The sequence below is a fragment of the Gluconacetobacter diazotrophicus PA1 5 genome, from assembly GCF_000021325.1.
In the GTDB taxonomy this organism is placed as follows: domain Bacteria; phylum Pseudomonadota; class Alphaproteobacteria; order Acetobacterales; family Acetobacteraceae; genus Gluconacetobacter; species Gluconacetobacter diazotrophicus.
Map to the genome: position 1 here is coordinate 3,501,473 of NC_011365.1, position 12,374 is coordinate 3,513,846.

Sequence of the window (12,374 nt, forward strand, 5' to 3'; positions counted from 1 at the left end):
TACTTATCGCGGCTGTGCCGAAAGCAGGCCCTCCACTTCCTCGCGGGTCGGGGCGGCGTCCGCCGCGCCCTTGCGCGTGGTGGCCAGCGCGCCGCAGGCGGCGGCGAAGCGCGTGGCCCGGGCCAGGTCCAGGCCCTGCGACAACGCTACGGCCAGCCCGCCATTGAAACAATCGCCCGCCGCCACGCTGTCGATGGCGGTGACGTGGAAAGGGGGAATGAATCCGTGGCCCGACTCGTCGGAATACAGCACGCCCCGCGCGCCCAGCTTGATGATGGCCCGGCGCAGCCCCTTTTGGTGCAGCCGGCCCGCGGCCTGGCGCGCGCTGTCGGGGTCGTGGGGGCGCAGTCCGGTCAGGCGTTCGGTCTCGGTTTCGTTGGGGGTCATCAGCGTGGCCAGACGGAACAATTCGTCGGGCAGGCCGGCATCGGGGACCGGGGCGGGGTCCAGGATCAGGGTCGCGCCGGCGGCGTCGACCCGGCGGGCGGCGGCCAGGATGGTGTCCATCGGGATCTCGCACTGCATCAGCACGATCGCGCCCGGCGTCAGCAGCGGCACCAGGCGTGCCACATCGTCGCCATCCATCGCCAGGTTGGCGCCCCCGGCGACGACGATGGTGTTTTCCCCCGCGCTGTCGGTGCAGATCATGGCCAGGCCGGTCGTGTCGCCGGGCGAGCGGAACAGGCCGTCCGGCCCGACGCCGCGCCGCCGCAGGGAGGTAGCGGCGTAGTCGGCGAACATGTCGTCGCCGGTCCGGCCCATCAGCAGGACCTCCGCCCCCAGGCGCGCGACCGCCACCGCCTGGTTGGCGCCCTTGCCCCCAAGCCCCAGGTCGGTGCCCTGTGCGTGTAAAGTTTCGCCTGGCGCGGGAAAGTGATGCAACCGGGCGACCATATCGATATTGATGCTACCGAATACAACCAGAGGGTGATTTTTACTTTTGGGTCGGGGCATGGATATCCGGCTTTCGTTAAATTTAGAAAAAGTCGTTGTATTAATTATTGAAATGCACTATAATTCTGCTGTGTTTCATCGTAAATTTTTGTTACGAATCGCTCCTGATATAATAAACGGAATGGAAAAAACGGTATGTCGGAAATTGAGCAGGATGCCCCCTTCCTGGAACTCACCGCCCAGATCGTATCAGCTCATGTCTCGAATAACACCGTCGTTGCTGATAGTGTTCCGGATCTGATCCGGCAGGTCTATCAGGCTCTGGCTTCGCTGGGGCAGGTCGCGCCGGAACCCGAGAAGCTGCAGCCCGCGGTGCCGATCAAGCGGTCGGTGTTTCCTGACTACATCGTCTGTCTTGAAGATGGGAAGAAACTGAAGATGCTGAAGCGGCATCTGCAGAGCGCCTATGGAATGACGCCGGAACAGTATCGTGAGCGTTGGGGCCTGCCGTCGGATTACCCGATGGTTGCGCCGAACTACGCCGAGCGCCGGTCGACCCTGGCGCGCGAGATCGGGCTGGGCCGCAAGATCACGGCGGTGGTCGAGGACTCCTCGAACGACGATTCCGCGGCCAAGCCGGCCCGGCGCGGACGCAAGGCCGCCGTGTCGTAACGATGGTGGGTTCTGGTATTGGGCTGGTCCGGGTGATGCCGCATGGCGACTGATCCCGACCTGACGGTCGACCGGCTGCGACTGCGGCGTCGGCTGGTATTCTGGCGGATCGCCGCCGTTGCCTCGTTCGTGCTGGCCCTGGTCGGCGTGGGCGGTCATTCGCTGATGCGCAGCGGCGGTTTCGCGTCGCGCGATCATCTGGTGCGCGTGCGCGTGGCGGGCATCATCGGATCGGACAATCGCAAGCTGATCGACCTGGTCGACAAGGCGGCGAAAACCGATTCGGTACGCGGCATGATCCTGGCCGTGGACAGCCCCGGCGGATCGGTCAGCGGGGGCGAGGCACTGCATGACGCGGTGGCCCGTTTCGCGGCCCGCAAGCCGGTGGCGGTGACGATGGGGGGCCTGGCCGCTTCGGCGGGGTACATGATTTCGGTGCCGGCGCAGCGCGTGTTCGCGGTCCAGTCCACCCTGACGGGGTCGATCGGCGTGATCATGGAAGCACCGGACGTGTCGGGCCTGCTGGACCGGGTAGGGGTCAAGGTCGATCAACTGGTCTCCGGCCCGATGAAGGGCCAGCCTTCGGGAACGCAGCCCCTGTCGCCGGAAGGGCGGCAGATGCTGCAGGGGGTGGTGGCGGACCTGTTCGACCAGTTCGTCACCATGGTGGCCGACGGGCGGCATATGCCGGTCGAACGGGTGCGGACCCTGGCCGACGGCCGGCCCTATACCGGCCGGCAGGCGCTGTCGCTGGGACTGATCGACCAGATCGGGGACGAGCGCGACGCCAAGGCGTGGCTGACCAGTACCCGGCACCTGAGCGGGACGATTCCGGTCGTGGACCTGAAAGTGACGACCGGGCAGGGCTGGATGCACCGGATCACGCGCAGCATGCTGGGCGTCGTTTTCGGTGACGAGTGGGCAGGAAGCGTGCTTTCGCAAGGCGTTGCGCTTGACGGGGCTGTTGCGATCTGGAAACCTTGAACACGATCTCGGGAGGGGAAGGATGACCAAATCGGAGCTGATCGCCGAACTGGCTGCGGCGAATCCGCACCTTCTCAGCCGCGACGTGGAATTGATCGTCCAGACGATCTTCAGCGAGATCAGCGCGGCGCTGGCCCGGGGGGACCGTGTGGAACTGCGCGGCTTCGGGGCCTTCACGGTCAAGAAGCGTGACGCCCGCACCGGACGCAATCCCCGCACCGGTGAAATGGTGGCGGTGGATGAAAAGGTCGTCCCCTTCTTCAAGGCCGGCAAGGAACTGCGCGAGCGCGTGAACAACGGCGCCCCCGCCGAGGACTGAGGGAACGAAGGACGGTCATTCCTTCGTGTTCCGGTTCGTCCTGCCGAATGTTCTTGATATGTTCCAATTGCTGCTGCTACGGGTTCTTCTCTATGGAAGAAGGCGGGCCATGAAGGGGCGCAGGATGCGGGACGTGATCTCGGGTCTTCTGGTAGTGTGCATGGCACTGGGTGCCGGCGGTCCGGCATGGGCGCGGGACGGGCAGCGCCATGCCCATCGTCGTACCGGTCTGGCGGCGCATCTCTGTGCGACGCATGACGCCGTCATCACGACCCCCGGGCACAGGTTGCGGGCGGTCGGGCGGCGTCGCTATTTCGCCCCGATCGGGCAGGCGATGTATTATCGCGATACCTCGCGCCGGTGCCAGTTGCGACGCACGGCGCATCGGCATAGCTGAGCGGGACGGCACGCCGGGGCAAAGTCCCGGCTTTTCGCCCCAAGCCGCTAAAGCGGTCGGTGGGCCCGGTCCATCAGGCGGCGCCAGGTGGACCGGGCCAGGGCCAGCAGCGGATTGGCCGGCGGGGGATTGGACCGTGCAGGCGCGGCCTTGGCCACGGTCCGGCGTTCGTCCTTCTGGTCCATCCAGCGATCCAGGCTGACGCCGGCCTTGGCGGCGCGGCGGGCCTCGTACGCCTGCTTGGCTGTTCCGTTGCCCTGTGTGCCTGTGCCGCCGCCGGCCATTGTCCGTTTTTCCTGTTGCATTCGAATGCTGCCTGGCTGGATGCGGACCTGTCAGTGACGGCCGTTGATTTCGGCCAGCAGGAAATCGCGGAAGACCGCGACGCGCTTCGATGTGCGCAGTTCCTCGGGATAGACGAAATAGGCATCGACCGTCGGGACCGTGACTTCCGGCAGGATCTTGACCAGATGCGGGTGCAGGACCGCCGCATAGGCCGGGATCGACCCGATTCCGACGCCGGAGGCGATGGCCTCGGCCATGGCCGGCAGGCTGTTGACCTCGATCCGCGCGGGGCGCTTCTCGTCCGCCGGCACGCCGGCTTCGGCCAGCCAGTTGATGTGCGGCACCGGCGGATGATAGCCGCCGAACAGCACCAGCTTGTGGCTGGACAGGTCGTCCAGCGTCGCCGGGGTGCCGAATTCCTCCAGATAGCCGGGCGAGGCGTAGATCGGCAGCGGGAAGTCCGCCAGATGGCGCTGGACCAGGTCGGGCTGGCGCGGCGGGTGCATCCGCACCGCGACATCGGCCTCGCGCATGCCCAGATCCAGGTCGTTGTCTTCCAGGATCAGGGTGATGCTGATGTCCGGATTGGCATCCATGAAACGATGCAGGCGCGGCGTCAGCCAGCAGGTTCCGAAACCGGTCGTCGTGGTCACGCGCAGCCGTCCGGCGGCCTTTTCCTTGCTTTCGGTCAGCAGGGACTGGGTCATCGCCAGCTTGGAAAAGACCTCGCGCACCGTCTGGTTCAGGGTTTCGCCCTGTTCCGTCAGGATCAGTCCGCGCGCGTGTCGGTGGAACAGGGGAACCTGCAGCGCTTCTTCCAGCGCCGAAATCTGGCGGGAGACCGCCGACTGGCTAAGATTGAGTACGTCACCCGCGTGTGTGAAGGACCCTGCTTCGGCCACCGCATGGAAAATACGGAGTTTATCCCAGTCCAACGCTGCATTCCGATCCTGGTTGGAGAACCTGTCGTTACAATCTGGTTCTGGTGACGGAAATACCCGATCCGGTCAAGGATTTATGGTATTCAGTGCGACATTCCCGCCAGGTAACGTTCCGCCTCCAGCGCGGCCATGCAGCCGGTTCCCGCCGCGGTAACGGCCTGGCGGTAAATGCGGTCCTGCACGTCTCCGGCGGCGAAGACGCCCGGCACCGACGTGCGCGTGCCGCCCGGGTTGGTGACGATATATCCCTCGTCGTCGGTTTCGACCTGGTCCTTGAAAACCGCCGTGTTCGGGGCATGCCCGATGGCGACGAAAACGCCGTCGACCGCCAGGTGTTCGTTCGTGCCCGACGAAATATCGCGCAGATTCAGGCCCGTGACGACGGGCGGGGTGCCGGTGGCCACGATCTCGTCCACCACGCAATTCCATTTCACCGTGATCTTGGGGTGGGCGAACAGCCGGTCCTGCAGGATCTTTTCCGCGCGCAGGCTGTCGCGCCGGTGGATCAGTATCACATGTTCGGCATGATGGGTCAGGTACAGCGCTTCCTCGACCGCCGTGTTGCCGCCGCCGATGACGGCGACGGTCCGGCCGCGATAGAAGAATCCGTCACAGGTGGCGCAGGCCGAAACCCCGGACCCCTGGTATTGGGCCTCGCCGGGAATGCCCAGCCACTTGGCCTGTGCCCCGGTGGCGATGACGACCGAGCGGGCCAGGTAGACGTCACCGGAATCGCCGACCAGGCGGAACGGTTCGCCCGCCCCGCCGTGACCCTTCAGGGTGCATTCGGTGATGATGTCGTGGATGATCTGCGTACCCACATGCGCGGCTTGGGCCGCCATCTGTTCCATCAGTTCGGGGCCCTGGATGCCGCGGGCGAAGCCCGGGTAATTCTCCACGTCGGTGGTGATCATCAACTGTCCGCCCGGCTGCAGGCCGGCCACCAGGATGGGCTTCAGGTTGGCGCGCGCGGCATAGATCGCGGCGGTATAGCCGGCGGGGCCGGCGCCGATGACAAGAAGGTCGGTGGTATGGGTCTGGGTCATGGACTCGGGCGTCGATGTGATCACAATGCAGGGGATATGGCCGTCCAATGCGCTGGACACAAGGCGCGCGGGATCTGCTGCGCCCTTTTCGGCAACGGGCGCATGCCATATCCTGCGCGCCATCAGATTTGGGACGGAAATGACTGAAGTGATGGACCTGGATGCGATTGACCGTCGGATCGTAGCCGAACTCCAGGCGGATGGCCGCATGACGAACGTGGAACTGGCGCGCCGGGTCGGTATTTCCGCCCCGCCCTGCCTGCGGCGCGTGCGGCGGCTGGAGGAAGAAGGGCTGATCCGCGGCTACCACGCCGATACCGACGCCGCCCTGCTGGGCTGGACGATCACGCTGTTCGCCCTGATCGGGCTGGACAGCCAGAAGGAAGCCGTCCTGACCGCGTTCGAGACCCAGGTGGCCGAATGGCCCGAGGTCCGGGAGTGCCACATGATCCGGGGCGGCGGGGACTTCCTGGTCCGGCTGGTGGCGCGCGACGCCGCGCATGAAAACCAGTTGACCCGCCGCCTGACCGAAAGCCCGCATGTCAGCCGGGTCCAGACATTGCAGACCATCCGCACGGCGCTGAGCCGCGCCGGCGTGCCCGTGCAGCCCCCCGGCGCCGGCGGCATGGGCGTGGCAGGGACGGACATGTGAGCATCGTCCTGCCCCCCGTCGATGCACCGCCGGCCACCAAGGCGCGGCCCGACACGGTCCGGCTGGCGGCCGATATCAGCATCGTGGTCCCCTGCTACAACGAGCGCGCGAACGTGCGCCCCATGGTCGCCGCCCTGTCCGCCGCCCTGGCGGGGCGGGAGTGGGAGGTCATCTTCGTCGATGACAACTCGCCCGACGGCACGATCGACGAGGTCCGGTCGCTTGCGGAATGCGATGGCCGGGTGCGGGGCATCCTGCGCGTGGGTCGCCGTGGCCTGTCCTCGGCGGTGATCGAGGGCGTCCTGTCGTCCTCGGCGCGCGTGGTCGCCGTCATGGACGGCGACATGCAGCATGATGAGAGCTGTCTGGGTCGGCTGATCGACGCGGTGGTGCGCGACGGCTACGACATCGCCGTCGGCAGCCGTCATGTCGAAGGCGGGGACAATGCCGGGCTGGCGAATGGCTGGCGGAAATTCCTGTCGGATTCCGGCATCCGCATGGTGCAGATGATCCTGCAGGTGCGGCTGGGGGACCCGATGAGCGGGTTTTTCGCCATGCGGCGCGACCTGTTCGAACGCGCGGTGCCGCATCTGTCGGGGACGGGGTTCAAGATCCTGCTGGACGTGTTCCTGTCCGCCCCCCAGCGCCCGCGGGTGCTGGAGGTCCCGTTCGTCTTCCGCCCCCGCGCGGCGGGCGAGAGCAAGCTGGACGTCCTGGTCCTGATCCAGTTCCTGGCGATGCTGGGCGACAAGGTATGCCGCGGGTTCCTGCCGACCCGCTTCATCGCGTTTGCCCTGGTCGGCCTGGTGGGCATCCTGGTCAACCTGGTGGTGCTGGACGTTGCCCGCCGGTGCGGCGCCGATTTCGCGTCCGGGCAGGGGATCGGGACCGTGGCCGCCATGGTGGCCAATTTCTGGATGAACAATTCCCTGACCTACCGCGACTGCCGCCTACGCGGCGGCCGGATGTGGCTGGGGCTGCTGCTGTTCCTGGCGATCTGCTCGGTGGGCGCACTCGCCGATATCGGCATCGCGCGCGCGGTCTTCAGCGAGGACGGCAAATGGAACCAGGCGGGGGCCGCGGGGGCCGCGATCGCCGTGGTGTGGAATTACGCCGTGTCGTCGACGCTGATCTGGCGGGTGCGTTGACCGGCAGGGCCGGGTACGCCGATCGCGATCTGCTGGTATGGGGCGGCGTTGCGCTGGGCCTGCTGACGGTGCTGCGCGGTATCGTGGCCGCCTGCACCCCGCCTTCGCCGGACGAGGCCTATTACTGGGTGTGGTCCCGCGCGCTCGCGCCCGGCTATCTGGACCACCCGCCGATGGTCGCCCTGTGGATTCGCGGCGGGACCGCGCTGCTGGGCGATACGACGCTGGGCATTCGCCTGCTGGCGACGCTTTCCGCCGGTGTGGGGACGCTGTTCCTGGCCGCCGCCGCGCGGGACCTGGGATGGGGGCTGGCGGCCGGACGGATGGTTCGGGCCGGAATCCTGCTGAATGCCACGCTGGCGCTGGGCATCGGCGCGGTGACGATGACGCCGGACACGCCCCTGCTGTTCTTCATCACCACGGCGCTGTGGGCGCTGGGGCGGCTGCACGTCACCGGTCGGGGTGGCTGGTGGCTGGTGCTGGGGCTGGCGCTGGGCCTGGCGTGCGACAGCAAATACACGGCGGTGCTGCCGGGGGCGGGGCTGGCGTTCTGGCTGCTGGGCAGCCGGTCCGGGCGGGTGTGGCTGCGCACGCCCTGGCCCTGGTGTGCCGCCATGCTGGCCCTGCTGCTGTTCCTGCCCGTCATCGGGTGGAACGCGGCGCATCACTGGGCCAGCTTCGTCCGCCAGGGCGGCCGGGCGGGCGACTGGCGGCCGGCGCGGGCGGTGCAGTTCCTGGGGGAACTGGCGGGGGGACAGGTCGGCCTGGCAACGCCGCTGGTCGCCCTGTTCTTCGCGGGCGGGTTGTGGCAGGCCCTGCGCCGCGCGTGGCGGGACGATGCGGCGGCGCTGCTGGCCTGCTGGACCGTGCCCGCCATCGTGGTGTTCGTGCAGCATGCGCTGGGCGACCGGGTGCAGGCCAACTGGCCGGTGCTGCTCTATCCCGGTCTTGCGATCGCGGCGGCTTCCCTGACCTGGCGCTTCTGGGGGCCGGCATCGGCGCTGGGCTTCGTGCTGACGCTGCTGGTCTATGTGCAGTCCACGCTGTCGCCCGTCGCGCTGTCGCCGCATCTGGACATCACCCTGCGCCAGATGGCCGGCTGGCAGGACCTGGCCCGTGCGGCTGACGGCATGGCCCCTTCCGGCGGCTTCATCGCCGCCGATGAATACGGACTGGCGTCGGAACTGGCCCTGGCGCTGCCGCGCCGGCCGGTGATCGGGATCGAGCCGCGCTGGGCCCTGTTCGACCTGCCGCGCGCGGCAGGCGGCCAGCAGGGGATCTTCCTGTGCAGCGAACGACGCCTGCGCACCGTCGATCCCACCCCGTTCAGCCGGATGACGCGGATCGGCACGCTGGCGCGCGGGCGGGGCGCCCGGCTGGCCGAACGCTATGCGGTCTTTCGCGTGACGCTGGCGCCCGAAGCGCCGGCCTGGACGGCGCGCCTGCCCTCCGGAGCTGTATAAGGCCCGTCACCGCGACGCGGGCAGGGTATCCTTGATCCGGTCCAGCAGGGCGCGAATCCGGAACGGTTTTTCCAGGCCCTGGCCATATGCGAATGTCGCCAGGCGTGCCGGGTCGCCGCTGATGGCGATGATCGGCACCCCTGCATCCGCCAGGCGCCTGGCCAGGGGATCGGGCGACCCGTCGGGCAGGGTCAGGTCCAGGATGGCCAGGTCGAACGCGCCCCGGTCCAGTTCCCGCAGGGCGGATTGCACGTCGGCGCATGGGGTGACGCGCAGGCCGGACGCCTCCAGCGCCGTGCGGACCAGGTCGGCGATGGCGGATTCGTCCTCGACCAGCAGGACGTGGCGGGGGGACGTCATGGCGTGGAGCCCTGTGCGGGGACGGGCGGACGCCGCCGCAGGGGGGCGGCGGTGGGAACGGGCCACGGGGCGATGCCCCGGTCCGACAGGGCCAGCGTGCCCAGTTCCAGCAGGCCGGGGCTCATGCGTTCGGGGGCGTCGCGCACCTGGTCCAGCGTGAACCAGTCGACATCCAGCGCATCGTCGGCCGCGCGCACCGTATCCTGTCCCGAATCGGCGCAGCGCACGACGACGATGACGTAATGGAACCGCAGGGCACCGTCCGGGGCGTGGTCCAGCACGTCGAATGCCGTCAGCACGCCCTGCGCCCGGGCGATGAAGCCGGTTTCCTCGCGCAGTTCGCGCTCGGCGGCCTGCATGACGGTCTCGCCATGCTCGATGCGGCCGCCGGGAAAACCCCACAGGCCCTGGTCCGGCGGGTTGGCCCGCCGGATCAGCAGCAGGCGCCTGTCGCGTACGACGACCGCGAGGATCGCGGCCGAAACGGGGGAGGGGGAGTTCATGCGGCCATCATAGACGCATGACTCCCCCTCCGGCCACTCCGTGACGCCGTTGTGCGCCGGGCGGTTACGGGACGACCGGCAGCCAGATCGCCGTGGACTGGTCGCCGCCGCGATGGACCGACTGCGTCGCGGCGACGAAGTCATGCGGCGTGGCGCGCAGCACGTTGGGCACGAAGGTCTGCGGGTTGCGGTCATAGAGTGGGAACAGCGAGGACTGGATCTGCACCATGATCCGGTGCCCCGGCTGGAACACGTGGTTGACCGCCGGCAGCGTGAAGCGATAGCGCGCCACCTGGTTCGGCACCGTGGCCACCGAATGATCGAAGCCCTCGCGATAGCGGCCGCGGAAGATGTCCATCGACACCGCCAGCTCGTATCCGCCCATCTCCGGCCGGTCGCCGTTGGTGGCCGGCTGCACGTCGATCAGCTTCACCACCCAGTCCGAATCGGTGCCGCTGGTCGCCGCGAACAGATCCGCCACCGGCACGCCGCTGACGCGGACCGACTGCGTCAGGACCGGGGTTTCATAGGTCAGGACGTCCGGGCGGCTTTCCGCCTGGCGCTGGTCCTGCACCAGCCACGTCTTCCAGCGTGCGCCGTCGGTCGCGAAATTGAACGGGCGCTGCAGGAAGGGCACCGGATGCGCGGGATCGGACACATAGGAATCCTGCCCGTCCGCCGCCGGATGATCGAACGACAGGCCGTATCCCGCCTGCAGGAACAGCGGCTTCATCGGATGGGCGCAGCCCTTGCCATCGCAGGCCAGGGGCCAGCGCGGGAAGCGGTCCCAGTGGTTCTCGCCGGAATTGTAGATGATGGCTTCCGGCAGGTTCGCCGCCGGCGCGCCGGGGCGCAGGTACTGGTTGAAGAACGGCAGCAGCACGTCGCGCCGGAACTGGTGCGCGGTGTCGCCGTCCCAATGCAGCGGGCCCAGTTCCGATCCGTCATAATTGACCTGGCTGTGCCGCCACGGGCCCATGACCAGGATGTTCGGCACGCTGGGGCTGGTCTTCTTCAGCGCCTGCCAGGAATGGATCGCGCCCCACATGTCTTCCTGGTCCCACAGGCCCTGTTCCCACAGGGTGGGCACCGTCAGCGGGTGGCGGGTGATCAGCTTGTCCAGGGCCTGGTTCTGCCAGAAGGCATCGTAGTCCGGGTGGGCCAGCATGCGCTGCCACCACGGGAACTGGTCCAGACCGGCGGCGGTGGCGAACTGCCCGGCCGATCCGGCCCGCAGGAAGTTCGTGTAATCGTCGCGGTCCACGCGGGGAATCGGGTTGCCCTCGCCACGGACGGTCATCTGCTCGGTGAAATAATCCAGCCCGCCCTGGCGGAAGGCGCCGTAATGGTACCAGTCATCGCCCATCCAGCCGTCGACCATCGGGCTTTCCGGGGCCGCGACCTTCAGCGCCGGATGCGGGTTCAGCAGCGCCATGACCACGGTGAACCCCTCATAGGACGAGCCCAGCATGCCCACGCGGCCGTTCGATTCCGGCAGGTTCTTGACCAGCCAGTCGATCGTGTCCCACGCGTCGGTGACCTCGTCGGTGCGGGTGGGGTTCAGCGGCCCGCGCACCGGGCGCGTCATCACGTAATCGCCTTCCGACCCGTACTTGCCCCGAATGTCCTGGAAGACGCGGATATAGCCCGATTCGACGAACACATCGTCGCCCTGCGGCAGCAGCGCGCGCATGGACGGCGAATCCTCGACCCGGTTCAGCCGCTGCGACGCGTGATAGGGCGTGCGCGTCAGCAGGATCGGCGCGTCATGCGCGTTGCGGGGCACCACGATGACGGTGTGCAGCTTCACCCCGTCGCGCATCGGGATCATGACGTCGCGCTTGACGTAGTCGCGCCCGTCGGTCGGAAAGGTGACATGGGCGGGGATGTCGCTCCCGGTCTGGACGGTCAGCACCGAGGCACCCTGCTGCGTGGATGCGGGGGTGGCGGTCCGGGACGGCTTGGGGGCGGCGTGGCCCGGGTTGCCCAGGCCGATGGCACCGATGCTGCTGGCCAGGGTCAGGGCGGTCAGGAAGGTGATCGTCCCGCCCGGGCGACGACGTGTAGAAAGTGTCAAACCATACGCTCCTGCTGATCTCCGCCACGGCGGAGGACAAGGTGTTTCGTTGGCATGACCATGTCGCAACCGAACGGATCAAGCAACCGGGCCTCGCCGGACATGTCCGTGGTTTTAAGGGTGGCTCAGTGGCCCAGGAAATGGGCCATCCCATTGCTCTTGGGACGTGTCAGGGTCACGTGGGCGCGGCAGCGCGGGGTGCCGTACGTGCCGCTGATGGCGCTGCCGTCGGGCTTGCCCTCGAACACCAGGGGATAGGGTTTGCGGTTCATGTCGCTCAGGACCAGTTGGGCATGGAAACGCCCGGGAGTCGCGTCGCGCGTGCCGTGCAGGACCAGCGCGCCGTCACCGGGCGTGAAGGCGATGCGCTTCGTGCCGACCTGCAGGGTCGAGGGCGCGTTGGTCTCCGGACAGACGCCGCGATCGGCGACCAGCGTGCCCGTCCAGATCCCGATCGGGTCCCTGGCCGCGTCGTCGGCCGCCCGCGCCGGGGCCACGGCCAGCAGCCCGGCCCCCGGCAGCATGGCCAGCAGCATGGCGCGGGCGAGGGGGGAGTGCAGGGCCGGTCGGAAGAGGGTCACATTCATGCTCCGTAACGCGGGGAACGGCCCCCAATATGGGCCCGGGCGGCGC

General features: G+C 67.9%; 15 protein-coding genes. 7 read left to right on the forward strand and 8 right to left on the reverse strand.

Annotation, left to right across the window (positions count from 1 at the left end; translation table 11 throughout):
• Positions 1 to 3: 3 nt before the first annotated feature.
• On the reverse strand, positions 4 to 954 hold the full coding sequence (gene rbsK / locus GDIA_RS16040; protein ID WP_012227548.1) for a ribokinase: 951 nt from the start codon (positions 952 to 954) through the stop codon (positions 4 to 6).
• A 135-nt stretch (positions 955 to 1,089) separates the two neighbouring features.
• Here rbsK and GDIA_RS16045 point away from each other — a divergent pair, with 135 nt between their 5' ends.
• The 4 genes from GDIA_RS16045 to GDIA_RS16060 all read left to right on the forward strand — a co-directional run bounded on the left by GDIA_RS16045 (position 1,090) and on the right by GDIA_RS16060 (position 3,266).
• Complete coding sequence (locus tag GDIA_RS16045; protein ID WP_012227543.1) at positions 1,090 to 1,566, forward strand: Ros/MucR family transcriptional regulator; 477 nt, start codon at positions 1,090 to 1,092, stop codon at positions 1,564 to 1,566.
• A gap of 42 nt (positions 1,567 to 1,608) precedes the next feature.
• Complete coding sequence (gene sppA / locus GDIA_RS16050; protein WP_012227542.1) at positions 1,609 to 2,550, forward strand: signal peptide peptidase SppA; 942 nt, start codon at positions 1,609 to 1,611, stop codon at positions 2,548 to 2,550.
• Between the two features lie 22 nt (positions 2,551 to 2,572).
• Positions 2,573 to 2,869, forward strand: a complete 297-nt coding sequence (gene ihfB, locus GDIA_RS16055) for an integration host factor subunit beta (protein ID WP_012227540.1) — start codon at positions 2,573 to 2,575, stop codon at positions 2,867 to 2,869.
• A gap of 109 nt (positions 2,870 to 2,978) precedes the next feature.
• A complete protein-coding gene (locus GDIA_RS16060; protein WP_012554814.1) occupies positions 2,979 to 3,266 on the forward strand; it encodes a hypothetical protein in 288 nt (95 codons plus the stop codon).
• Between the two features lie 47 nt (positions 3,267 to 3,313).
• Here the strand turns inward: GDIA_RS16060 and GDIA_RS16065 are convergent, their stop codons facing one another.
• The 3 genes from GDIA_RS16065 to trxB all read right to left on the reverse strand — a co-directional run bounded on the left by GDIA_RS16065 (position 3,314) and on the right by trxB (position 5,538).
• The gene (locus GDIA_RS16065) at positions 3,314 to 3,550 is read right to left on the reverse strand and encodes a hypothetical protein (RefSeq protein WP_012554815.1); all 237 of its coding nucleotides are present in this window, start codon (positions 3,548 to 3,550) and stop codon (positions 3,314 to 3,316) included.
• 51 nt (positions 3,551 to 3,601) lie between these two features.
• Positions 3,602 to 4,486 (reverse strand): LysR family transcriptional regulator, encoded by an 885-nt coding sequence (locus GDIA_RS16070; protein ID WP_012554816.1) that lies wholly within the window; start codon positions 4,484 to 4,486, stop codon positions 3,602 to 3,604.
• A gap of 89 nt (positions 4,487 to 4,575) precedes the next feature.
• Positions 4,576 to 5,538: a thioredoxin-disulfide reductase gene (gene trxB, locus GDIA_RS16075; protein WP_043459058.1), complete on the reverse strand. Its 963-nt coding sequence runs from the start codon at positions 5,536 to 5,538 to the stop codon at positions 4,576 to 4,578.
• A gap of 139 nt (positions 5,539 to 5,677) precedes the next feature.
• Between trxB and GDIA_RS16080 the strand changes: the two genes are divergently transcribed.
• Genes GDIA_RS16080 through GDIA_RS16090 form a run of 3 tightly spaced genes read left to right on the forward strand, consistent with a single transcriptional unit; the run spans position 5,678 to position 8,801 of the window.
• A complete protein-coding gene (locus GDIA_RS16080; protein WP_012227530.1) occupies positions 5,678 to 6,190 on the forward strand; it encodes an Lrp/AsnC family transcriptional regulator in 513 nt (170 codons plus the stop codon).
• Entirely contained in the window at positions 6,187 to 7,338 is a 1,152-nt protein-coding gene (locus GDIA_RS16085) for a glycosyltransferase (RefSeq protein ID WP_012554818.1), read from the forward strand. Before GDIA_RS16080 ends, GDIA_RS16085 begins: the two co-directional genes overlap by 4 nt.
• Entirely contained in the window at positions 7,335 to 8,801 is a 1,467-nt protein-coding gene (locus GDIA_RS16090) for a glycosyltransferase family 39 protein (protein ID WP_012554819.1), read from the forward strand. Before GDIA_RS16085 ends, GDIA_RS16090 begins: the two co-directional genes overlap by 4 nt.
• A 6-nt stretch (positions 8,802 to 8,807) precedes the next feature.
• On the opposite strand, the gene GDIA_RS16095 is transcribed toward GDIA_RS16090, so the two are convergent.
• The 4 genes from GDIA_RS16095 to GDIA_RS16110 all read right to left on the reverse strand — a co-directional run bounded on the left by GDIA_RS16095 (position 8,808) and on the right by GDIA_RS16110 (position 12,322).
• Positions 8,808 to 9,161, reverse strand: a complete 354-nt coding sequence (locus GDIA_RS16095; RefSeq protein ID WP_012227515.1) for a response regulator — start codon at positions 9,159 to 9,161, stop codon at positions 8,808 to 8,810.
• Positions 9,158 to 9,664 carry an NUDIX hydrolase gene (locus tag GDIA_RS16100; RefSeq protein WP_012227514.1) on the reverse strand — a complete coding sequence of 169 codons (507 nt, stop codon included), beginning with the start codon at positions 9,662 to 9,664 and terminating at the stop codon, positions 9,158 to 9,160. Before GDIA_RS16100 ends, GDIA_RS16095 begins: the two co-directional genes overlap by 4 nt.
• A gap of 64 nt (positions 9,665 to 9,728) precedes the next feature.
• Complete coding sequence (locus GDIA_RS16105; RefSeq protein WP_012227513.1) at positions 9,729 to 11,741, reverse strand: CocE/NonD family hydrolase; 2,013 nt, start codon at positions 11,739 to 11,741, stop codon at positions 9,729 to 9,731.
• A 125-nt stretch (positions 11,742 to 11,866) separates the two neighbouring features.
• Positions 11,867 to 12,322 (reverse strand): hypothetical protein, encoded by a 456-nt coding sequence (locus tag GDIA_RS16110; RefSeq protein WP_012554820.1) that lies wholly within the window; start codon positions 12,320 to 12,322, stop codon positions 11,867 to 11,869.
• Positions 12,323 to 12,374: the final 52 nt, after the last annotated feature.

Coding starts and splice junctions, on each gene's coding strand:
- GDIA_RS16045 (WP_012227543.1), top strand. CDS start 1,090: ATGTCGGAAATTGAGCAGGATGCCCCCTTCCTGGAACTCACCGCCCAG.
- GDIA_RS16060 (WP_012554814.1), top strand. CDS start 2,979: ATGAAGGGGCGCAGGATGCGGGACGTGATCTCGGGTCTTCTGGTAGTG.
- trxB (WP_043459058.1), bottom strand. CDS start 5,538: ATGACCCAGACCCATACCACCGACCTTCTTGTCATCGGCGCCGGCCCC.
- sppA (WP_012227542.1), top strand. CDS start 1,609: ATGGCGACTGATCCCGACCTGACGGTCGACCGGCTGCGACTGCGGCGT.
- ihfB (WP_012227540.1), top strand. CDS start 2,573: ATGACCAAATCGGAGCTGATCGCCGAACTGGCTGCGGCGAATCCGCAC.
- rbsK (WP_012227548.1), bottom strand. CDS start 954: ATGCCCCGACCCAAAAGTAAAAATCACCCTCTGGTTGTATTCGGTAGC.
- GDIA_RS16095 (WP_012227515.1), bottom strand. CDS start 9,161: ATGACGTCCCCCCGCCACGTCCTGCTGGTCGAGGACGAATCCGCCATC.
- GDIA_RS16065 (WP_012554815.1), bottom strand. CDS start 3,550: ATGGCCGGCGGCGGCACAGGCACACAGGGCAACGGAACAGCCAAGCAG.
- GDIA_RS16100 (WP_012227514.1), bottom strand. CDS start 9,664: ATGAACTCCCCCTCCCCCGTTTCGGCCGCGATCCTCGCGGTCGTCGTA.
- GDIA_RS16080 (WP_012227530.1), top strand. CDS start 5,678: ATGACTGAAGTGATGGACCTGGATGCGATTGACCGTCGGATCGTAGCC.